At 63.4% G+C, this 21,432-nt stretch carries 18 protein-coding genes; 9 read left to right on the top strand and 9 right to left on the bottom strand.

All coding sequences use genetic code 11. The features are described from left to right. Positions 1-6: 6 nt before the first annotated feature. Positions 7-1,284, bottom strand: a complete 1,278-nt coding sequence (locus tag GSQ92_RS21515) for a sugar ABC transporter substrate-binding protein (RefSeq protein ID WP_216849944.1) — start codon at positions 1,282-1,284, stop codon at positions 7-9. A 114-nt stretch (positions 1,285-1,398) separates the two neighbouring features. On the opposite strand from GSQ92_RS21515, the gene GSQ92_RS21510 reads away from it, so the two are divergent. The 3 genes from GSQ92_RS21510 to GSQ92_RS21500 all read left to right on the top strand — a co-directional run bounded on the left by GSQ92_RS21510 (position 1,399) and on the right by GSQ92_RS21500 (position 5,331). Further along, positions 1,399-2,403, top strand: coding sequence for a questin oxidase family protein (locus GSQ92_RS21510; RefSeq protein ID WP_216849945.1), 1,005 nt, complete (start codon positions 1,399-1,401; stop codon positions 2,401-2,403). Continuing rightward, positions 2,400-3,578, top strand: coding sequence for an amidohydrolase family protein (locus GSQ92_RS21505; RefSeq protein ID WP_158801883.1), 1,179 nt, complete (start codon positions 2,400-2,402; stop codon positions 3,576-3,578). Before GSQ92_RS21510 ends, GSQ92_RS21505 begins: the two co-directional genes overlap by 4 nt. A gap of 73 nt (positions 3,579-3,651) precedes the next feature. Then, the gene (locus GSQ92_RS21500) at positions 3,652-5,331 is read left to right on the top strand and encodes a cyclic nucleotide-binding domain-containing thioredoxin-disulfide reductase (RefSeq protein ID WP_158801884.1); all 1,680 of its coding nucleotides are present in this window, start codon (positions 3,652-3,654) and stop codon (positions 5,329-5,331) included. A 41-nt stretch (positions 5,332-5,372) separates the two neighbouring features. Here GSQ92_RS21500 and GSQ92_RS21495 read toward each other — a convergent pair whose 3' ends face one another. Further along, positions 5,373-6,809, bottom strand: coding sequence for a carbohydrate porin (locus GSQ92_RS21495; protein WP_158801885.1), 1,437 nt, complete (start codon positions 6,807-6,809; stop codon positions 5,373-5,375). A 191-nt stretch (positions 6,810-7,000) separates the two neighbouring features. Between GSQ92_RS21495 and GSQ92_RS21490 the strand changes: the two genes are divergently transcribed. The 4 genes from GSQ92_RS21490 (at position 7,001) to GSQ92_RS21480 (ending at position 9,486) form a co-directional block, all read left to right on the top strand. Then, the gene (locus GSQ92_RS21490; RefSeq protein WP_158801886.1) at positions 7,001-7,837 is read left to right on the top strand and encodes a helix-turn-helix domain-containing protein; all 837 of its coding nucleotides are present in this window, start codon (positions 7,001-7,003) and stop codon (positions 7,835-7,837) included. A gap of 130 nt (positions 7,838-7,967) precedes the next feature. Then, entirely contained in the window at positions 7,968-8,330 is a 363-nt protein-coding gene (locus GSQ92_RS21485) for a nuclear transport factor 2 family protein (protein WP_158801887.1), read from the top strand. 95 nt (positions 8,331-8,425) lie between these two features. Further along, positions 8,426-8,593, top strand: coding sequence for a DUF6726 family protein (locus GSQ92_RS29860; protein WP_174246628.1), 168 nt, complete (start codon positions 8,426-8,428; stop codon positions 8,591-8,593). A gap of 140 nt (positions 8,594-8,733) precedes the next feature. Further along, complete coding sequence (locus GSQ92_RS21480) at positions 8,734-9,486, top strand: hypothetical protein (RefSeq protein WP_158801888.1); 753 nt, start codon at positions 8,734-8,736, stop codon at positions 9,484-9,486. Between the two features lie 32 nt (positions 9,487-9,518). Here the strand turns inward: GSQ92_RS21480 and urtE are convergent, their stop codons facing one another. The 5 genes from urtE to urtA all read right to left on the bottom strand — a co-directional run bounded on the left by urtE (position 9,519) and on the right by urtA (position 15,266). Then, positions 9,519-10,214, bottom strand: coding sequence for an urea ABC transporter ATP-binding subunit UrtE (gene urtE, locus GSQ92_RS21475; RefSeq protein WP_158801889.1), 696 nt, complete (start codon positions 10,212-10,214; stop codon positions 9,519-9,521). An 11-nt stretch (positions 10,215-10,225) separates the two neighbouring features. Beyond that, a complete protein-coding gene (gene urtD, locus GSQ92_RS21470; protein ID WP_158801890.1) occupies positions 10,226-10,987 on the bottom strand; it encodes an urea ABC transporter ATP-binding protein UrtD in 762 nt (253 codons plus the stop codon). Then, on the bottom strand, positions 10,984-12,150 hold the full coding sequence (urtC, locus tag GSQ92_RS21465; protein ID WP_158801891.1) for an urea ABC transporter permease subunit UrtC: 1,167 nt from the start codon (positions 12,148-12,150) through the stop codon (positions 10,984-10,986). The genes urtD and urtC overlap by 4 nt, the downstream gene beginning before the upstream one ends. Continuing rightward, on the bottom strand, positions 12,147-13,787 hold the full coding sequence (urtB, locus tag GSQ92_RS21460; RefSeq protein ID WP_158801957.1) for an urea ABC transporter permease subunit UrtB: 1,641 nt from the start codon (positions 13,785-13,787) through the stop codon (positions 12,147-12,149). Before urtB ends, urtC begins: the two co-directional genes overlap by 4 nt. 114 nt (positions 13,788-13,901) lie before the next feature. After that, the gene (gene urtA / locus GSQ92_RS21455) at positions 13,902-15,266 is read right to left on the bottom strand and encodes an urea ABC transporter substrate-binding protein (protein WP_158801892.1); all 1,365 of its coding nucleotides are present in this window, start codon (positions 15,264-15,266) and stop codon (positions 13,902-13,904) included. 170 nt (positions 15,267-15,436) lie between these two features. On the opposite strand from urtA, the gene GSQ92_RS21450 reads away from it, so the two are divergent. Then, on the top strand, positions 15,437-18,820 hold the full coding sequence (locus GSQ92_RS21450) for an ATP-binding protein (RefSeq protein ID WP_158801893.1): 3,384 nt from the start codon (positions 15,437-15,439) through the stop codon (positions 18,818-18,820). Beyond that, positions 18,817-19,701, top strand: a complete 885-nt coding sequence (locus tag GSQ92_RS21445; protein ID WP_158801894.1) for a DNA-binding response regulator — start codon at positions 18,817-18,819, stop codon at positions 19,699-19,701. Before GSQ92_RS21450 ends, GSQ92_RS21445 begins: the two co-directional genes overlap by 4 nt. Positions 19,702-19,715: 14 nt before the next feature. Here GSQ92_RS21445 and GSQ92_RS21440 read toward each other — a convergent pair whose 3' ends face one another. Both GSQ92_RS21440 and ureG read right to left on the bottom strand, forming a co-directional pair. Beyond that, positions 19,716-20,651 carry an acetamidase/formamidase family protein gene (locus GSQ92_RS21440; RefSeq protein WP_158801895.1) on the bottom strand — a complete coding sequence of 312 codons (936 nt, stop codon included), beginning with the start codon at positions 20,649-20,651 and terminating at the stop codon, positions 19,716-19,718. A gap of 61 nt (positions 20,652-20,712) precedes the next feature. Continuing rightward, the gene (ureG, locus tag GSQ92_RS21435; RefSeq protein ID WP_158801896.1) at positions 20,713-21,339 is read right to left on the bottom strand and encodes an urease accessory protein UreG; all 627 of its coding nucleotides are present in this window, start codon (positions 21,337-21,339) and stop codon (positions 20,713-20,715) included. Positions 21,340-21,432: the final 93 nt, after the last annotated feature.

The raw sequence follows: 21,432 nt of genomic DNA, 5'->3' as shown, positions 1-21,432 counted from the left end.
CGGGGATCAGAAATAGCGGAGCGCCTGTGTCTGTGCCGCGCTCAGAGCATCCTGCGGTGACGACGCCCCGACCAATGCGGAATTGACCGCCGTTCCCAGAATATCCTGAATCTGAGGATACTGCGGAACGCGTGGCCGGAAGTCCGGATCGCCATGGGTGAAGCTCTCATCGATCACCGGGAGAAACGGATACTTCTGGTTCAACTGTGGGTCGTGGATTTCGCTTTTGCGTAAGAAGCTGCCAGCGTTGAGGAGGTTGAGCGCCTTGTGGATCTCGGGACTGGTGATCCATTTGATGTAAGCCCAGGCGGCTTCCTTCCGCCGGTCCTCGATATCCGCGTTGATCGCGATGCCCCATCCGCCGATGCCGTAGCGTGGCTTCATGCCGGTCGCGGTCGGGGTCACCATCAGCGCCGCGGTTTCGGTCACTTTGGACTGCGTCGGATCGAAATAACCGAGCGCGCCGACCGACCATGTTTGCATATTCGCGGCAAGCCCGTTGCGAAAGCTCGCCTCGCGGCCATCCCAATCCCAATTGACAGCGCCGGGCGGCGCCGCCTTCTGGAAGAGGTCGCGATACGTCGTCAGACTTTTCACATTCGGCGCGGCATCGAGTGTCGGTTTGCCGTCCTGCACCAGCACACCGCCGACCTCGGCGAGATATTGCATCCAGTCCTGCGCACAGGCCGCGCCCTTTTGGCCGTTTGCAACCCAGCCGTATTGATTCCGGGACTTGTCGGTAAGCTTATACGCCGCCGACACAAGCGCCTGCATGGTGGCGGGCGGTTGCAGATTGGCGGCCTTATAAAGATCCTTGCGATAGGCAAGTACATTCGCGTAGCCGGCGAGCGGAAACGCGACTTGCTTGCCATCATAATTGCCCAGCGCCGGGAACAACACGGGATAGATGTCGTCGAGCTTCATCTCCTCCGCGTCATGCTTCATCCAATCGTTTAGCGTGACGGTATAGCCGGCCTCCGCGAGTTGCGGCGCCCAAACATTATCGGTGGTCGCGAGGTCGTAGCCCTTGGTGTGTCCGACGTAATCCGTGGTGATCTTGGTCTGGAGTTCTCCGTAGCCGAGGATGTCGACCAGTATGGTGACGCCGCTTTCCTGTTTGAATCGCTCAGCGAGCGTCTTGATCCCCGGTGAATACTGGTCGTTGACGCAGGCGAGACGCAGCGTCATGCCGTCGAAAGGCTTGCTCTGGCTCCAGCCGCGTCGGCTCCATGTCATGGCCGCCGCGGTTCCGATACCCGTCGCCAGGAGGGTTCTGCGCTTCATGCTCATCCTAAATTCCACCGCTCCGGACCCCTCAGACCTTACGGGAAGCGAAAAGACCACCGCAAGGTTGAATGCTGCCGGCTTGGCGGGCATCCTGTCGCCATGAATGCAATTGTGACCAATTTGAAGGCAGAGGCGCGCCGCGATAGCGCGGAATTTCCGCCCCTGATGGCCAATCACCTGCCGATGATCCTGGTGGCGCTCGAGCGGCTCGGCGCGACACCGGACCGGCTCCGCCAGTTCGATCGTGTCTATCGGGACAGTAGCGGACTGCATCCGCCGCCACCGCCGATGCGGCCAGTCACCGGCGATCAGTGGATGTCGCTGCTGGGCCAGCGGGCGAGAGAGACGGATCTGCGGGCGTTCTTTGTCCAGCAGGTCGCGCGAACTGGCGGAAAGGTGACGATCCGCGCCGCTCTCCCCGCGCTTGCCCCTGGAATAGGCGCGAGCGCCTTCCATCCCCTGATGCGCCTCGCCTATGGCGTGCTGGAGGATGACGAGGAGGAAATCGGCATCGCCCTCGGCTTCTGGGCCGCGACCTATCTGCCGCTTTGTCCGCCCGGAGCAACCAGCGGTCTCACCTCGGATCCGGCCGAGGTGCTACTGCGCGCCGCAGCTCTACCGGGACTATGCGATGCCATGCCGGAAAGCGATCTCGTCTGGCACAATATGCGGGCTGTCGCGGCGATGCCCTCGTTTGCGGGAGTCGTTGATTGGCTCACCATCGACGGCGAAACACTCGATCGGATGGCCGCGACATCGCTCGCTCTTTTCGCCGGCACGATGAGCTTCGAGGCGCTGCATGCCGTCACCGGTTGTCACTGGCTACGACTTCTGCAACCTGTCGCGCCAGATATGGCGCCGTTGCTGCGGCATTTCTGGGTGGCTATTGCCGCCCTCATGCCGAAGATGGGATTTCCGACGCCACCCTTGGTAGAACAGCTCGCGGATTGGCGGCAAGCACCCTGCCCCGGCTGGTCAGAGATCAAGGCCACTGCCGTCGCTTCAGATGACGAGCACGATCCCAGTCTGGTCTTTTCGGCCTTCGAGGAGTGGCGCCGCACCGGTGACACCCTCTATCGCCACGTCGCCGCGAGACGCGTCGGGCTTGTCGCGTGACGCAACCTCGCAGCTTGACCAATGCTCGCCTTGCCGACGGGCGGCTGGTGGATATCGACCTTCTCGATGGGCGCATCGCCGCCATATCGCCTGCCACAAGCGCGCCTGAAGCGCAGGACCGGTTGGACCTTTGCGGCAGGCTGCTCGTGCCAGGCTTCGTCGATGGTCACATCCATCTCGACAAGACATTGCTCGGATTACCTTTCCAGCCGCATCGGCCAGGCGACAGCATTGCCGAGCGGATCGCCGCTGAAAAAGCCTTGCTGCGCCACCTGCCGATTTCAGTGGAAGCGCGCGCCCATGTTTTGGTGGCGCAGGTGTCTCGCTTCGGCACGATCGCTTTGCGCAGCCATGTCGACATCGACACCGACTACGGACTGTCCAACCTCCACGCGCTGCTGAGCGTGCGCGAGGCCGTCCGCGATGTCATGGACATCCAGATCGTCGCCTTCCCGCAAAATGGCATTTTACGTGATGCTGGCACGGCTGAGTTGCTCGACGAGGCTGTGGCGACTGGCGCGGATCTCGTTGGTGGTCTTGATCCAGCCGGTATCGATGGCGACATCACGGCGCATCTCGATATCGTCTTCGGCATTGCGGAGCGGCGTGGTGTCGGGATCGATATCCACCTGCACGACCCCGGCGCGCTCGGCTGCTTCGAGTTGCGCGACATCGCATCACGAACAATGGCGAGCGGCTTGCAGGGTCGCGTGGCCGTTGCCCATGCCTTCGCGCTGGGCGAGGTCGAGCCCGCGGTCTTTGGCGCCACCGCCGAAGCTCTCGCCCGAGCCGAGGTCGCGATCATGACGAACGAGCCGGGCGCCGCGCCGATGCCGCCAGTGGGTCGCCTGCGCGACGCGGGCGTGCTGGTCTTCGCGGGCTCCGACAATATCCGCGACGCCTGGTCCCCCTATGGCAACGGTGACATGCTGGAGCGGGCAATGCTCATCGGCTACCGCCAGGGCATGATGGCGGATTCGGACCTCTGCCACACCTTCGCCATGGCGACGGCGCTACCGGCGCGCGCTTTGGGGCTGGGCACCGACTACGGGCTGGCCCCGGGCGCGCGAGCCGATCTCGTCGCTCTCGATGCCGGTTCTGTTCCCGAGGCAGTTGCCGGGCGGTCCGGCGGTCGCATCGTGATCAAACGTGGACGCGTGCTCGGCCATCGGTGACGACGGCGCCGCCGAGTGGTCCCCGCCCCGCCGGGACCTATCGGCTCGTGGACCACCGCGTTAGGGTTTGTCGATGACCACTTTCGAGACCCGGCACCATCAGATGTTCCCCACGCTCGACCCCGCCCAGGTCGAGACGGCCAAGCGTTTCGCCAGTGCCGCGCCGACAGCTTTCGCGCCCGGCCAAGTCGTCTACGGGTTTGGCGAGCATCACAGCTCCGCCTGGCTCGTGTTGGAAGGGACGATCGACATAGTGCGGCGGGACGGTCTCGACCGCGAGGCATTGGTCACCACCGAGAGTGTCGGCCAGTTCACGGGCGAATTGAGCCAACTAGCCGGCCAGGGAGCGCTGGCCACTGGGCGAGCCGGGCCGCAGGGCTGCACCGCTTTGCCTTTCGATGCCGCCCATCTTCGCGCGCTCGTCATCGGCTCCGCGGAAATCGGCGAGATCATCATGCGCGCCTTCATCCTGCGCCGCGTCGCTTTGATCGAGGCAGGTGGCTCGGGTTCAGTGCTCGTCGGCATTCCGGGTGCCCCCGACCTTGTGCGGCTCCAAGGTTTCCTGGCGCGCAACGGCTACCCCCACTTGGTGGTGGATGCAGCGGGCACGCCCGAGGGTCGTGCCCTTGTCGAGCGGTTGGGCGTCCTGCCGCAGGATCTCCCCCTGATGGTCTGCGCGAACGGCACCGTGCTGAAGCGGCCGACCGACGCGGAGGCCGGCGTTTGTCTGGGCATCACTCCTGAGCTCGATCCGAACACAATCTACGACGTGGCGGTCGTCGGCGCCGGTCCCGCGGGCCTCGCCACCGCGGTCTATGGTGCGTCCGAAGGCTTGTCGGTTCTCGTCTTCGATCAGCGGGCTTTCGGCGGCCAGGCGGGCGCATCGGCGCGGATCGAGAATTACCTGGGCTTTCCTACCGGCATCTCGGGCCAGGCGCTGGCGGGGCGGGCTTTTAGCCAGGCGCAGAAGTTCGGCGCGCAGCTGGCCATTCCGCTGGAAGTGACGCGTCTCGATTGCAGTCACCGCGAGCAGCGGCCCGACGAGCCTCTGCGCCTGGAACTGTCGAATGGGCAGGCGGTCCGCGCCCACATCGTCGTCGTGGCCTCCGGTGCGCGCTACAGACGGCCCGATATTGCCAACCTCGCGACCTTCGACGGGGCGGGCGTCTCTTACTGGGCGTCGCCGGTGGAAGCCAGGCTTTGCGAAGGTGGGGAAGTGGCCCTGGTTGGCGGCGGCAATTCCGCCGGGCAGGCCGTGGTGTTCCTGGCGCCGAAGGTAAAGCGGCTGCATCTCATCATACGAGGGAAGAGCCTCGAATCCTCTATGTCGCGCTACCTGATCGACCGGATCTCAGCTCTTCCCAATGTGGAGCTGCATAGCGAGACCGAGGTGATCGGCCTGGAGGGAGATCGTACCTCGGGCTTAACTGCGGTGATGTGCCGCAGCCGGAGCAGTGGCGTCACGCAGACACGACCGCTCCGTCACCTCTTCCTCTTCATTGGCGCCGAGCCGAACGGCGGTTGGCTGAGGGGCTGCGTCGCCGTCGACGGCAAAGGCTTTGTCATCACCGGAGCGGGTGTGGATGCCGAGGGGCGAACGGCTCAGCTCCTCGAAACCAATTTGCGAGGCGTCTTCGCGATCGGCGATGTACGCGCGGGTTCGACCAAACGCGTGGCCGCCGCCGTAGGGGAAGGCGCGGCGGTTGTGGCGCAAATCCATGGTGCGCTCGCGAAGGTTGCCCCGCAGATGTGAGGTTTACGCAAGCGCCTCGCGTCAAACCTCGTCAAGCTTCGTCAGAACTCGATGTGGGTTTTGAAACCGAAGACCGCGGCGTTCTGCAGGTTGTCCTGAGCGTTCGGGTGGAAAATGTATTGGAAGTCGGGCTCGAAATTTACGCCGCGAAAGACGTGGATGTCGTAATTCGCTTCCAGTATCTCCTCGTGGGTTTGCACACCGGTCGCGTTGTTGCTGAAGGCTAAACCAAATTCCTGTTCCTGCTGCTGCGCGCTCGTGAGCTGGTTGCTGACGGTCTGGTAGGTGAAGAGCAGCCCGATCGTATCGAGCGGCCGGGCTTTCCAGAAGCCTCCATCGACGAAACCGGCGAAGGCTTCGTCGTGATAGACATTGGCGCCCGGATTACTGTGGATATAGCCTGCCAAGGCGATCAGGCCGGCGGTGTCCCCGTCCCCCTGGCGGATCAACATCTGGTCCGCCAATGCCCAGAACTGAAACTTGCCGCTGCCGGTCAGGGCTGGCGCGGCAGGCGGTGCTGGCGGATTGCCGTTCGCGTCGACGAATTGCGTGTAGGGCGAACTGTCGTAGCCAAAGCCGACCTTGTAGTGACCGATCAAACCGCTTTTGCCGAATTTCGGCTCCCAGGCCAGTTCGACGGGCACTTCGACGCCGCTGTAGCGGGAGGGATCGATATCGAAGCCGGTGCGGTCGAAAACGTCACTATAAAGGAAAGGATCGACGCCATAGAGGCCGATTTGCACATAGGTATCCTCGGTCGGCCGCCCCCGGATCCGGCCGCCGATCGTTGCGTCCGGCCAGGCGCTGAAGCCGAGATCGCCGCCGGATAGCTCCTTCGGATTGCCGCAAAGCCCGTTGTTCATGAAATTGCAGTTGAGCGGCGAGGCAGCGAAATCATTGCCAACCGGCATCACTCCCGCGGCGATGTCGAGGCGGCCATTGAACAGCGTCTCTTCGCCATAAACATAGACGAGGTGAACAGCGACATCGCCGCCGGCGCCATAAATCTCCTGCGCAGGCATCAAATTGTCACCGAAGCCCTCGCTGGCGTTGCTGCCGCCGCGATTGACGAAAACAGTATGGGTCGCGAAGCCCTGGATACCGGCTAACTTCTGCCAGTCGATATCGATCTCGAGCCCGAGCTGATAGGCGGAGCCGAAATCCCGTTGCTTGCCGCCACTCACATTCCCGGCGGATTCCGACGTGTAGTTGAACATGACATTGATCCCGAGCTTGCCGAGATCCGTGCGGATGCCACCCCAGTCACCAAATAAATGTTCGGGCTGGGGAAAGTCATCGAATGGCGAAGCTTGCGGCGCGGTCGTCGAAAGCGAAGCGCTGGGACCAATACCGACGCCACTATTCGACTTTTGGGCCCAAACTGGATTGCCGATTGCCACCGCCAAGAGAGCGATGCCTCCGAGCAAAGCGACGCGGGTGATCAGCTTCCCGATCGATGACTCTCGATTCTTTTCCATTTCCGCGCCACCCTACTCGATTGACATCACGGCTTTGTTTCACCCTTGATAGCACCGTGGCGCCGGTTGTCGAACAGACGGTAGTGCATCAGGGGTCACCACGGAACCGTCGGTTGAGCAATCCGGAAACGGCGGGACCGATTACCTCCCAGGTCATCGGTCGCTCCTGACCGAGGTGGTAGACCGACAGGATGACACTCATCGCGATGCCATCGAGAGCCGGTTCCGTCGCGCCGATCGGCGCCCAGCTTCGGAACTGGCGGCTGCGGCGCCGGCTGAGCCAGCTCGATCTCGCCTTGGACGCGGGCATCTCCCAGCGCCACCTGAGCTTCGTCGAGAGTGGCCGCGCCGCGCCAAGCCGCGACATGGTGCTCCATCTCGCCGAGCAACTCGAAGTGCCTCTTCGCGAGCGCAACATGCTGCTACTTGCCGCCGGTTTCGCGCCTCGCTTCTCGGATCGACCGCTGGACGACCCGGCGCTAGCCGCCGCGCGGGGTGTGGTGGAGGCGATCCTGCGCGCTCATGTGCCGCACCCTGCCCTGGCCGTTGACCGGCACTGGACAATGGTGGCGGCAAATGAAGCGGTGGCGCCTTTGCTGGCTGGCGTGCGCGACGCGGCGCTTTTGCGCGCGCCCGTCAACGTGCTTCGTTTGAGCCTTCATCCTGGCGGCCTCGCCCGTGCCATCGCAAATCTTCAACAGTGGCGTGCTCATGTGCTGGGGCGCCTAAGACGACAGGTGATCGCGAGCGCTGATCCGATTCTGGCCGCTCTGCTCACCGAGTTGTCGGATCTTGCTCCGGACGGGAGGGATCGAACCGTGGTCGAGCCATTCAAGGACGAAATCGCGATACCTTTGGAACTTGATACAGCGCAGGGCCGGTTGTCGCTCATCTCGACGACAACGGTGTTCGGAACACCGACTGAGGTAACATTGTCCGAACTGGCGATCGAAGCCTTTTATCCGGCGGATGGCGCAACAGTGGAGCGACTTCAGCGCCTGAATCAGCCTCAACCCGGCGCGCGCTAAAAAACGCTTCGAGCGCGAACGACTTTATCGCAAAACGATATTCTACGACCAGCGAGGTAATCGACGCGCCGCATCTCCGTGGCGATCATCCTGCCGCCGGACTTTCCCGGTTCATCAAAGGATTTTCTCTATGACCGACGCAGCGACCATCGCGAATCGTTACATTGAAACCTGGAATGAAGCGGACACCATACGGCGACACACGCTCATCGCTAATGGATGGGCCGAGAACGCCAACTACATAGACCCGCTCATGCGTGGCGAAGGCCGCGAAGAAATTTCGGGCCTGATCTCCGCCGTGCAGGAGCGTTTCCCCGGTCACGCTTTTACCTTGATCGGACAACCTGACGGACATGCTGACCGAATTCGCTTTTCATGGCGGCTTGGGGCACAGAACGGACCCTGCATCGCACAGGGAACCGACTTCGCGGTGGTGGATGAGCAGGGACGTCTGCTGAGCGTCACGGGCTTCCTCGATCAGGTCGCGGCCTAGCAGCGCCCTTCCAGCCGGGCGGGCTGCATTGCCTGCTCGGCTCCATCGCCGCCCCGACCTTCTCCATCGAAGGCGGAAGGAGTAAGATAGCGGCGATGGTTCGCGCTTCGCTTCTTCTCGGCCTTCTTGCCTTGTCCGGTTGCGGTCTGTTTGCCGCGCCGTGCCGTGTAACCTCCGCCGCGCTCGATGTCGTGCCGGTCGTCGGCCACGCGGCGGCAACACCTACCAATGGTTGTGCCGCCGCCATCGATCCCGGCGGATAATCAACAGTGACGAGTCACAAGATATTGAGGTGATTGTGTATCGATACAGGTGTCTCGATACACAAATTGGTTGATATTTGACGCTTCCCTCCGTCAAAGAGCCGCCTGAAACGGAATTCTACAGGGTTTAGATAGTTACCATGATAGTGACGGCCGTGGCCGTCGAGGAGGTGCGAGTGCCGTCTGCCGGAGAACGACCAGTTGCCAAAGTCATTGAGGTCGCAGCCGAAAGGCTTGCGACAACAGAGGCTGGTGGCCTGAAATCCGCAGCGAGCCAAGTTTCGCCGAGCCACAACGCTGTAATCCTCTGGACGGGTCTCACCGCCACCGATGAGAAGAATGCCGGCTGGCTGAAGGATATTTTCTCGCATGCCGGCTACGACGCTCCGGGCTCCGCCGAGGCGCCGCCACCGCCCGTCCGGGAGCAGCCCAGGGAGCGCCCGCAAACGCTGGAACAGGCGAGACGGAATGCCGCCCAGCGGCGAGTTGCCCTGACGCGAGTTTATATGGGAGCGATCGCTTGCGGTCTGTTCTTGTCGGTTGCCGCCGCGGCCGGCGTCGCTTGGCCTAGTCTCCAGTCGGCCTTGAGCACTCACAAGCCCGCGCTGGCCGCGACCGCCATCAGCCTCCCGACCAAGCATGTCAGCGCCCTCACCCATCACGTCTCCGTGAACCCTGGTCCAAATCCGGGCGTGGTGCAGCCCGTTCCGGATAGTGACAGCGGATCGAGCCCCTCGGTTTACCCGACACAACCTGTGGAGAAGCCTCCGAAGGCGCTGCTCGACTGGGCGAAGGGCTGGGATCGAGGCAACGCGTCCGCCCAAGCGCCGTCGGTGCCAGCTCGTCCGACAACTTCAGCGAACCCCTCGACACCGCCCGGAGGTTCCTCCTAAAGGCTCGCCCGGCGAGCGACCCGCCCGGTCGCTCAGACCGACAGGTGCCGGCGGACATCTTCCTTGTCCAAGTCATCGCGGGCGCCAGCGACCACAACCACACCCCGATCCATCACGGCGAGCGTCTGCGCGAGTTCGTGCGCGAAGTCGTAATATTGCTCGACCAGCAGGATCGCCATGTCGCCGCGTCCCCGCAGCAACTCGATCACCCGGCCGATGTCTTTGATGATGCTGGGCTGAATGCCTTCCGTCGGCTCGTCCAGCACCAGCAGGCGAGGCCCCATGACCAGGGCGCGTCCGATCGCGAGTTGCTGCTGCTGGCCGCCTGACAGGTCGCCGCCCCGTCGTTTCAGCATGGTCTTGAGGATGGGGAAGAGGTCGAAGATCTCATCGGGCACACGGCGCTTGCCGCGTGGGAGCACCGCGAAGCCGGTCTCCAGGTTTTCCTGGACCGTCAGGAGCGGAAAAATGTCGCGGCCCTGCGGCACCCAGGCAATGCCGCGCTTCGCGCGCTCGTACGCGGGAAGCTTGGAGATCTCCTTGCCCTCCCAGCGGATCGCTCCGTTGCTGATGGGATGCGCGCCGACAATCGCGCGGAGCAGGCTGGTTTTACCCACACCGTTACGGCCGAGGATGGCGGTGACGGACCCCGCCACCGCCTTCACCGATACGCCGCGCAAAGCGACGGCCGCGCCGTAATGCAGGCTGATGCCTTCGACTTCGAGCATCGCTGCGCTCCTTAACGGCCGAGATAGACGTCGATGACGCGCGGATCGGCGCTGACGTGATCGAGCGTGCCCTCCGAGAGCACGCTTCCCTCATGCAGCACCGTGACCTTGACGCCGAGCGCGCGAACGAAGGCCATGTCATGCTCCACCACCACGACGCTGCGCGTGCGGTTGATGTCGCGCAGCAGATGTGCCGTTTGCTCGGTCTCGGAATCGGTCATGCCAGCGACGGGCTCATCGACCAGCAGAAGCTGCGGATCCTGGGCGAGCAGCATGCCGATTTCCAGCCATTGCTTCTGGCCGTGCGAGAGATTGGCTGCGAGCCTGTTGCGATGCGACGTGAGCCTGATGGTTTCAAGCAGCGCCTCGACCTTCTCGGTTTCGGCTGCTGTGCGACGCGCACGAAGCGTGAAGCGGGCGCGACGGTCGCCGGCGAGCGCCAGCAGCAGATTGTCCCAGACGGTGTGGCTTTCGAAGACAGTCGGTTTCTGGAACTTGCGGCCGATACCCAGCGAGGCGATCGCCGGCTCGTCCATACGGGTGAGGTCTGTCGAGGCGCCGAATACAACACGGCCGGCATCCGGCCGGGTCTTGCCCGTGATGATGTCCATCATGGTGCTTTTACCCGCACCATTCGGGCCGATCACCGCGCGCATCTCGCCACGGTCTAGCGTGATGGAGAGGTTGTTAATCGCACGGAATCCATCGAAGGTCTTGTTGACGCCACTGAGGTAGAGAATCGTGTCGGAGGTTGGCCCGATCGGCTGGTTCATGCGGGCTTCTCCATTTCGGCGCCGCTCTCACGCAAATCGGCCTGCACACTGTCGATGGCCGCTATGCCCTGCGGCTCGTCCGAGGTCGGCAAAATAGCGTCCCGCGCATTCTTGCGGCGCAGGCTGCCGACGATTCCGCGCGGCAGGAAGATCGTGACCAGGATGAACAAACCGCCCAGCGCATAGAGCCAAGCGCCGGGCAGTGCGCCCGTCAGGATCGTCTTGCCAAGGTTGACCAGCACCGCGCCTAAGATCGCGCCGGACAAGGTACCCCGACCGCCCACAGCAACCCAGATTACCGCCTCGATGGAATTGGCGGGCGCGAATTCGCTCGGGTTGATGATGCCGACCTGCGGGACATAAAGCGCCCCTCCGATACCTGCGAGCATCGCCGAAAGGGTCCAGACGACGAGCTTGTAGTATTCGGGCCGATAGCCGAGGAACCGCGTGCGGCTTTCGGCATCTCGCATCGCCACCATCACTTTGCCGAAGCGGCTGCCGGTGAGCCAACGCGCGCCGATATAGGCGAGCGCCGTGCAGATCGCGGAGATAACCATCAGCGCGGTGCCGGTGCTGCTGCGGCCGATCGGCGCGCCGAGGATGTCCTTGAAGTCGGTCATCCCGTTATTGCCGCCGAAACCCATGTCGTTGCGGAAGAAGGCGAGCAGCAGCGCGTAGGTCAGCGCTTGAGTGATGATCGAGAGATAGACACCGCCGACGCGGCTGCGGAAAGCAAAGAAGCCGAAGATGGCGGCCAGAACGCCAGGAACGATGAGCGCCATGACGATCGCGAAGGGAAAATGCGCGAAGCCGTGCCAATACCAGGGCAGGTTCTTCCAGCCGAGAAAGATCATGAAATCCGGCAGCTGTGCATTCGCATACACACCGCGTGCGCCGATCTCCCGCGTGAGATACATGCCCATCGCGTAACCGCCGAGGGCGAAGAAAGCGGCATGGCCCAGTGTCAGGATGCCGGCAAAGCCCCAGACAAGATCAACGGCGAGGGCCAGCATCGCGTAGCACAGGTATTTCCCGGCAAGCCCAACGACAAAATCCGAGACATGCAGGGCGCTGGTTGCCGGCGTCCCAAGGTTCAGGATCGCGAGTATCGCCGCGACGACAATGATGATGACGGGCGTTACGGTGAAAGAAAGGCGGGTCATGCCTCCACCGCCCGTCCCTTGACCGGGAACAAGCCACGCGGCCGGCGCTGGATGAACAGGATGATGAGCACGAGCACGACGATTTTACCGAGAACAGCGCCCGCCACCGGCTCCAGAGCCTTGTTGACGATGCCGAGCACGAGCGCCGCGAGCGTCGTGCCCCACAGATTGCCGACACCGCCGAAGACCACCACCATGAAGCTGTCGATGATGTAGTTCTGACCGAGATTCGGCGACACATTGTCGATCTGGCTGAGCGCCACGCCAGCGATCCCGGCGATGCCCGAGCCGAGGCCGAAGGTCATCGCGTCGATCCATGGGGTGCGGATGCCCATGGAGGCCGCCATGCGACGGTTTTGCGTTACCGCCCGCATCCGCAAGCCCAGCGGCGTGTAGCGCATCACCGCCATCAAAGCCGCGAGTACGATAATGGTGAAAACGATGATGGCGAGGCGGTTGAGCGTGATCGTGAGACCACCCAGCGCGAAATAGCCGCTCATCCAGTCCGGCGTGCCGACATTCTGGTTCTCGGCGCCGAAGATGCTGCGGATCGCCTGTTGCAGGATGAGGCTAAGTCCCCAGGTTGCCAGCAAGGTTTCCAGCGGTCGGCCATAGAGGAAGCGGATCATGCAGCGTTCGATCAGGATACCGATCGCACCGGCGACCAGAAAGGCGGCCGGGATCGCGACGATCAGGCTGCTGCCAAACATATCCGGAATATAGGCACGGAAGACCTGCTGCACGCTGAAGGTGACATAGGCGCCGATCATAACCATTTCGCCATGCGCCATGTTGATCACGCCCATCACGCCGAAGGTGATGGCGAGGCCAGCGGCGGCGAGTAGCAAGACGGAACCGAGGCTCAAGCCGTAATAGACTGTCTCCAGCCAGCTCCACAGACGCAGCGTGAAATCGATATGCGCAATGGCGGCGGCGGCGGCGGTTGCCACCGGTCCGTGCTCGCCCTGCAGAGATGAGAGCAGGTTGCGCGCTGGCATATCGTCGCGCGCGGCTACCGCGTGGATGGCGGCGAGCCGCTCGTCGCTGCTCGCGGATGGCGTCGAGAGGATATCGGCGGCTTCCGCTTGCAGGAGTGCCGCACGCGCGGCGGGGTTCTTCTCAATGGAAAGCGCATGCCGCACACCCGGTAGTGTGGCGGCGGCAGGGTTGGCGAAGATCGCGCTCGCGGCGGCCTTGCGGAGCGCCGGATCCGGGGAGGAAAGATCCAGAACGCCAGTCGCCGTCTGGAGCGCATTCTTCACCATATCATTCGCGACGATGCGGCGAACCTGCATGAAAGGTGGGGCGTGAACCGGATCACCTGTCCGCGCGTTCAGCCATTTCCCGGTCTGCGGATCGTGGATGAAGAGAGCGTGGTCGGGACGGTCGTAGCGCCAAGTATAGAGTGCGTTGTTGCCGAGGGCGTCGAGAACCTGATGCGCGCGGGCATCGCCGGACAAGGCAACGGCCTGCACGGCCGAAACGATTGAGTCGAAGCTCTGCGAGGCTAGGCCGGCATAGGGATCGGCAGCCGTATCAGCGCGAGCCTTCGCCCCACCAAAGACAAGAAAAAGGGTAAGCGCCAGGGCACAGCAGAGAGAGGCGAAACCGCGCCGCGTGCCGCCCTTCCCCGCCATCACCCTCGGCAAGTGCCGAGGATGATGAGAGGGGCGCAATGACAGAACCGCGTCGGGAGACTTTCGATCGGACAGACATGCAGCGGGCGTCATGCGCCTCTCCCCCCGTCCCGGTTAGGCCGGTTTAGCGCTGAGGCACTTGCCCTGAACCACGTCGTAATTTCCGCAGGACATTGGCGGCAGCCAGTCGCCGATCAGGTCCTTGCTTTCCGGCAAATACGGCGACCAGGGCTGAGCGACGATGGTGCCGGGGGTCTGCCAAACCACATTGAACTGGCCGTCGCCCTGAATTTCACCGATGAGCACGGGCTTGGTGATGTGGTGGTTGGGCATCATCGTGGCGTAGTCGCCGGTCAGGTTCGGCACGGCGACACCGACCATCGCGTCGATCACGGCGTCCACATCCGTGGTATTCGCCTTCTCGACCGCCTTCACCCACATGTTGAAGCCGATATAGGCGGCTTCCATGGGGTCATTGGTCACCCGCTTGTCGTTTTTGGCGAATTTCTTGAAGTCGCTGATGAACTGGGCATTCGCGGGCGCATCGACGCTCTCGAAGTAATTCCAGGCGGCGAGATGGCCGACCAGCGGCTTGGTGTCGATGCCGGCCAATTCCTGCTCGCCGACGCTGAAGGCCACGACCGGGATGTCGGTCGCCTTGATCCCCTGATTGCCGAGTTCCTTGTAGAAAGGAACATTGGCGTCGCCGTTGATGGTGGAGACCACGGCGGTTTTCTGGCCCGAGGAGCCGAAGCTCTTGATCTGGGAGACGATGCCCTGCCAGTCGGAATAGCCGAAGGGCGTGTAGTTGATCATGATGTCCGAGGCCGCGACGCCCTTGGACTTCAGATAGGCTTCCAGGATCTTGTTCGTGGTGCGGGGATAGACATAGTCGGTTCCGGCCAGAACCCACCGCTTTACGTGCTCGGTGTTCATCAGGTAGTCCACCGCGGGGATCGCCTGCTGGTTCGGCGCCGCACCGGTGTAGAAGACATTGCGGCTGCACTCCTGGCCCTCATACTGGACCGGGTAGAACAGGATGCCGTTCATCTGCTCGAAAACCGGCAGCACCGATTTGCGGGAGACGCTGGTCCAGCAACCGAAAGTGGCCGAGACCTTGTTGACGCTGAGGAGCTGCTTGGCCTTCTCGGCGAAAAGCGGCCAGTTGGAGGCGGGATCGACCACCACGGCCTCGAGCTGACGGCCAAGCACGCCGCCATTCGCGTTCTGCTGGGCAATCAGCATCAGCATGACTTCCTTGAGCGGAGTCTCGCTGATGGCCATGGTGCCGGAGAGTGAATGGAGGATACCGACCTTGATCGACCCGGAGGATTGCGCCCGTGCCCGGCTGCTGCCGAGAACGGTGGTGCCGAGAGTGACCGCGGCGGCCGCGGCCAACCCGAGCTTGCCGAGGTCGCGCCGTCCTGGGCCGGCGGGCGCCACGGATGTGTCTTCGTTTCTGACTGTCTCGTCCGTCATGGGCTCAGCTCCTAAAGGGGGACAGCTTCGTTGCGGGATCGTTCAGCTATACGGCTCCGAAACTGAGCAGCGCTTCGCCGTTGCGCCATACGCGAAACTGCGTATGGCGGGTTTGCGCCGGCCTCCTCTCCTCTTGGCGGCAGCAACGTTGACGGGGAGAGGCTGAGCGGGTGAGCAAGCTTCAACCGGCGGCACCACGCGCGGCACGCCAGCGCATCGTGCCGACGCGGCGGGAGTACAACCGCTGGGTCGCCAATCAGACGCTCGAGGATTACGCTCTCCGCTTCACCGCCAAGAGCGCCCGCAAGTGGTCGGCGCTACGCGTCGCCAATACGGCGCTGGGTGCCGTGTCCTTTCTGGCGCTGGAGGCAATCGGCGGCGGCATTACCCTCGCCTATGGTTTCACCAATAGCGTCGCCGCGATCGTCTTCGTCAGCATCATGATTTTCGCGATCAGCCTGCCGGTTTGCGTGCATGCGGCGCGGGCGGGCGTGGATGTCGATCTGCTCACGCGCGGCGCGGGCTTCGGCTATATCGGCTCGACGATCACCTCGCTGATCTACGCGTCCTTCACCTTCATCTTCTTCGGCATCGAGGCCGTGATTCTCGCGGCGATGCTGCAGGCATTTTTCGGCGTGCCGGAATGGCTCGGATATATTCTTTGCGCCGTCGTGGTGGTGCCACTGGTCACCCATGGCATCACCTTCATCAGCCGGTTGCAGCTGTGGACGCAGCCGATCTGGTTCGTGCTCAACCTGGTGCCGATCGCGGCGATGCTGGTCGTCCATCCGGAATGGCTCGGCGGCTGGGCGCACTATGGCGGAGACCATCAAGCGAGCAACGGTTTTCATCTTGTTGCCTTTGGCGCCGCCGCCTCGATCCTTTTCGCGCTGATCACGCAGACGGCCGAGCAGGTCGATTTCATCCGCTTCCTGCCGCCGCGCAAAAGCATGAGCGGCCTGCGGTGGTGGATGGCGCTGTTGCTCGGCGGTCCTGGCTGGATCGCCATCGATATCGTGAAGCTTCTCGCGGGCTCGCTGCTCGCCTATGCGGCTTTGCGGACCGGGCTTATTCCGTCACGCGCCGTGCAGCCGGCGGAGATGTACCGGCTCGCATTCAGCACCATCGCCTCGCCGGGGATGGCGATCGCGTTGACCGCCGCGCTGGTCGTGCTGTCGCAGATCAAGATCAACGTCACTAATGCCTATGCCGGGTCGCTCGCCTGGTCGAATTTCTTCTCGCGGCTGACCCATAGCCATCCGGGTCGGGTGGTCTGGCTGATCTTCAACATCGCCATCGCCCTGCTGCTGATGGAGACAGGGGTGACCCAAACCATCCAGCATACGCTGGTGGTCTATTCGGATATCGCCGCCGGATGGATGGGCGCGCTGGTGGCGGATCTCGTCGTCAACAAACGCCTGGGGCTCAGCCCCAAGGGAATCGAGTTCAAGCGCGCGCATCTCTTCGACATCAATCCGGTCGGTGTCGGAGCGATGCTGCTGGCGGTGATCCTCTCGCTCTGCGCCTATGCCGGGCTGCTGGGGCCGGTGGCGGGCGCACTTTCGACCTTCGTGGCTTTCGGCTCAGCCTTCGTGGCGGCGCCTGTCATTGCCTGGGCCACCGGCGGGCGAACCTATCTCGCGCGCCGTGGCCGTGCGGCCTGGGCCTCGCGCGGCACCATCCCCTGCCGGGTCTGCGAGCATGCCTTCGAGCCTGAGGATATGGCCTATTGCCCGGTCTATGCCGGACCGATCTGCTCGCTTTGCTGCTCGCTCGATGCGCGCTGCCATGATGCCTGTAAGCCGCATGGCCGCATCGCCGCGCAGGTGACCAAGCCCCTACGGGCGGTGCTGCCTGAGGCAATCGTCAACCTTGTGAACGTGCGGCTGGCGCGCTTCGCCGGCGTGTTCTTCCTCTTCGCCGCCGGCACCGGCCTGTTGCTGGTCGCCATCGCCGCCCAGACGATTGGCGAGGCGCCGTTGACGCATGAGGTGGCGCGCGCGGCGTTCTGGAAGACCTTCCTCATCATGCTGGTGATCGGTGGCGTCGTGTCCTGGCTGGCGGTGCTCGCGCAGGAAAGCCGGCGAACGGCGGAGGAGGAGACCCGGCGGCAGACCGGGCTGCTGCTGGACGAGATCGGCGCGCATCAGCGGACCGACGCGGCGCTGCAACGCGCCAAGGAGGCCGCCGAGGCCGCAAGCCGCGCCAAAAGTCGCTACGTGGTCGGCATAAGCCATGAACTACGCAGCCCGCTCAACGCCATCCTCGGCTATGCGCAGCTTCTGGAAAAGGACACCGACATCCCGGCGCGAAAGCGCGAGGGTTTGCGCATCATCCGGCGCAGCGGCGAACATCTCACCGCGCTGATCGGCGGATTGCTCGATATCTCCAAGATCGAGGCGGGGCATATCGAACTTTACCGCGATGAAATCCGGCTACCGGAATTCCTCGATCACCTCGTGCAGATGATGCAGCTTCAGGCGGAGACGAAGGGCATCGAATTGGTCTATCGCGCGGAAGGGCTGCCCAGCCTGGTCTATGCGGATGAGCATCGCATGCGGCAGGTGCTGATCAATCTGCTCTCCAACGCCATCAAGTTCACCGATCGTGGCCGTGTCACCTTCTCGGTCCGTTACCGCAGCCAGGTCGCCGAGTTCGAGATCGCCGATACCGGCCGCGGCATAGCGGCCAGCGACATCGCGCGTATTTTCGAGCCGTTTCAGCGCGCGGGCGACGCGCAATCGACCCCTGGGACCGGACTTGGCCTGACAATCGTCCGGCTGCTGACCGAGGTCATGGGCGGCGAGGTTACGGTCGCCAGCAGCGAGATCGGCAAAGGAAGCCGTTTCCGGCTGAGGCTCATGCTGTCGGAGGCTGCCGAAACCTTGCGGCCTAGCCCACCAACGCTGGAAATCACCGGCTATCGCGGGCGGCGCCTTACCGTGCTTGTCGCCGATGATGATCCGTCGCAACGCGCGTTGATGCTCGATTTGCTTACGCCGCTCGGCTTCACCGTCATGGGGGCGGCTGGCGGTGTCGATTGCCTGGAGATGGCGGCACAGTGGCGTCCCGATCTCATTCTGCTCGACCTGTCGATGCCCGACATGACGGGATGGGACGTGGCGGCGCGCTTGCGGGACGATGTTTACGCGCGCGCGCCGATCGTCATCATCTCCGCCAATGCGCGGGAGTTGGAGGCAGCGCCGCGCGAAGGGCAGCACCATGACGACGTCATGGCGAAACCGCTGCGGCTCGATCTTCTTCTGGAAACGATCGGGCGGCTGCTCGGCGTCGAATGGATGCGGCTCGAAAGCGATGTCGCGCCCGTCGCTGAATCGGCGGCGACGCTGACACCCGCGCAGCTCGATGAGCTGCGGGCGCTCGCGGCCATCGGCTATGTGCGGGGCATCCGCCAGCGGCTCGACAGCCTGGGCGACGAGTTCCCCGCTTTGAGCGCCGCGCTGGAACCTTTGCGGGCTCCAATCGCTGAATATCGCCTCGACGATTTTGTTCTGGCACTCGACCGCGCCGGTGCCGCGGTGACCGCTTCGTGAACCGGCGCGACATCGTTCTGGTGGTCGATGACTCGCCAGGCACGCTCGGCGTTCTCAATGAGACGCTGGAGAATGCCGGCTACACGGTGCTGATGGCGCAATCCGCTGCCGCGGCGATGATGGTCATCGCGCGGGTGCTGCCCGACATCATCCTCATCGACGCCATGATGCCCGATATGGATGGTTTCGAGGCTTGCCGACGCATGAAGCGGAATCCGGCGCTCGCCTCCGTTCCCATCGTCTTCATGACCGGCCTCACGGAAAGCGAGGATGTGGTACGCGGATTGGAGGCCGGCGGCGTGGATTACGTCACCAAACCGCTGCAACTCGACGAAGTCGTGGCCCGGATAAGCGTCCACCTGATGGGCGCGCGGCGCACGCGAAGCGCTCATGCCGCGCTCGACACCGCCGGCCGCTTCCTGCTCGCGACCGACGCCCAGGGCAATCTCGCCTGGTCAACACCCCAGGCGGCGCGTCTGCTAGCGAAGGCCGGAATCTCGGAAACGGCCTGCGACTGGGTGGCGGCCTGGCTTGGCGAAGCGGGCGAGCGATTGCCAGGAGAAGTCGCGGCGACGGCGGGGCAGTCACCGTTGCTGCAATTCGTCTATGTCGGACGGCTGGCGGCCGATGAACTGCTCTTCCGCGTGCAGGAACGCCAGACATCGAGCGAGGAATCCCGCCTCCGCGAGCGTTTGGGTCTGACCGCGCGCGAGGCCGAAGTTCTGCTCTGGATCGGGCATGGCAAATCGAGCCGGGATATCGCCGAGATCCTTGGTCTCAGTCCTCGCACGGTGCAGAAACACCTGGAGCAGATCTACACGAAACTCGGAGTGGAGAACCGCGCCGCCGCTGCGGCGGTCGCGGTGCGCACCATCGGGTAGGTGGCGACCCGGGATCAGAGCTTGTCTTTTGCCAGCATCATATGCGCGCCCTTCACCATATCGACGATCTGCGTCACCCGCAGATCACCCGCAAGCGAGCACAGCATATAGGCCTGGTTGGGCGAGAGATTGGTGCGGGCGCAGACGTGATCGACCATTTCCAGAACAGCCTGCTTCGCGGCGTCGTCCAAATCCTCATCTAGACCGATCGAGATGAGATGCGTGGCGGTCTCGGCAAAGGGGCGTTTGAGATGCAGGTCGCGCCGCACCGTCAGGCGAAAGGTGCCGGTGAGGCCGATTTCGAGCGCCGAGATGCAGACCTCGCCATCGCCTTGCACGCCGTGACCGTCGCCGGCCATGAACAACGCGCCATCATTGAAGATGGGAAGGTAGAGGGTGGCGCCGGGCTTGAGTTCCTTGTTGTCCATATTGCCGCCGAAAGCGCGCGGCTGCACGGAACTGCACGGACCCCAGGCCGGCGGGGGCGCGACGGCAATGATGCCGAAAAAAGGATCGAGCGGCAGGCGCGTGCCCCAAGGCAGTTCGACCGTCGATGCCGCAAGATCAACCTTCGGATGGATTGTTTCGTAGTCGGTAAAAACCTCCGGCGCCGCGCCAAGCAGGGGCATGATGGCGGTGAACCCCCACTCCATCCAAGGACGCGCCTCCAGGATTTCGACCTCAAGCGTGTCGCCGATGCGCGCGCCCTCCACATAGACCGGGCCACTCATGAAATGACCGCCGTGCGGCTCCGGAAAGGCCTCCAGCCCGCGTCGCCAGATTTCCGGAATGGCGCGCCCGTCTGTTGGCATGCGATCGAGACCGCCGGCTGGCAAAGCGGACAAAGCCACGGTATCGCCGGAGGCGACGCGCAGTACCGGTGGCACCGCGGCATCCAAGATGCCGCGAAGCATGGTCTCGGGGACGAAGGGAAGCTGGTGATGCGCCATGGGACTGATCCTGCGATGCCGTCACCATCGAAAACCAATGTGGGCGCGAGCGCAACCGCTTCTAAGCGGCGCCGGCAAGCCCGCCCTGACGCTCAATGAAAGCGGCGATTTCGGCGACGCCGTGCCCGGCTCGGATATTGGTGAAAACGAAAGGCCGCTCGCCGCGCATTTTGCGGGAATCCCGGTCCATCACTTCCAGGCTGGCGCCGACATGAGGCGCGAGATCGATCTTGTTGATCACCAGAAGATCGCTGCGTGTTATACCGGGCCCACCCTTTCGCGGGATCTTGTCGCCTGCGGAAACGTCGATGACATAGATGGTGATGTCGGCAAGCTCCGGGCTGAAGGTCGCCGCCAGATTGTCGCCGCCGCTTTCAATGAGAATCACATCCAGAGCCGGGAAGCGGCGTCGCAATTCCGCAACACCCGCCATATTGATGCTGGCATCCTCGCGAATGGCGGTGTGCGGGCAGCCACCGGTTTCGATTCCGAGGATGCGATCCGGAGTTAACGAGCCGGCCCGCGTGAGGAACTCGGCATCCTCCTTGGTGTATATGTCGTTGGTGATGGCCGCGATCTCGTAACGGTCACGAAATTGCTTGCAGAGCGCGTCCATAAGCGCGGTCTTACCGGTGCCGACCGGGCCGCCGACGCCGACACGCAGCGGGCCATGGGAAGAAGCATGCATCTCTAAGTCACCTCAATCCGATAAAGGCGCTCCAGGCGCATTACGTGGTTAGCGAGGCGGGGTAGAGCGCGCAAGCAACCGTTTCTCGAGGCG

This window comes from Acidisoma sp. S159 (assembly GCF_009766125.1).
GTDB lineage: Bacteria > Pseudomonadota > Alphaproteobacteria > Acetobacterales > Acetobacteraceae > Acidisoma.
This window is presented reverse-complemented; position numbering and strand designations above follow the sequence as displayed.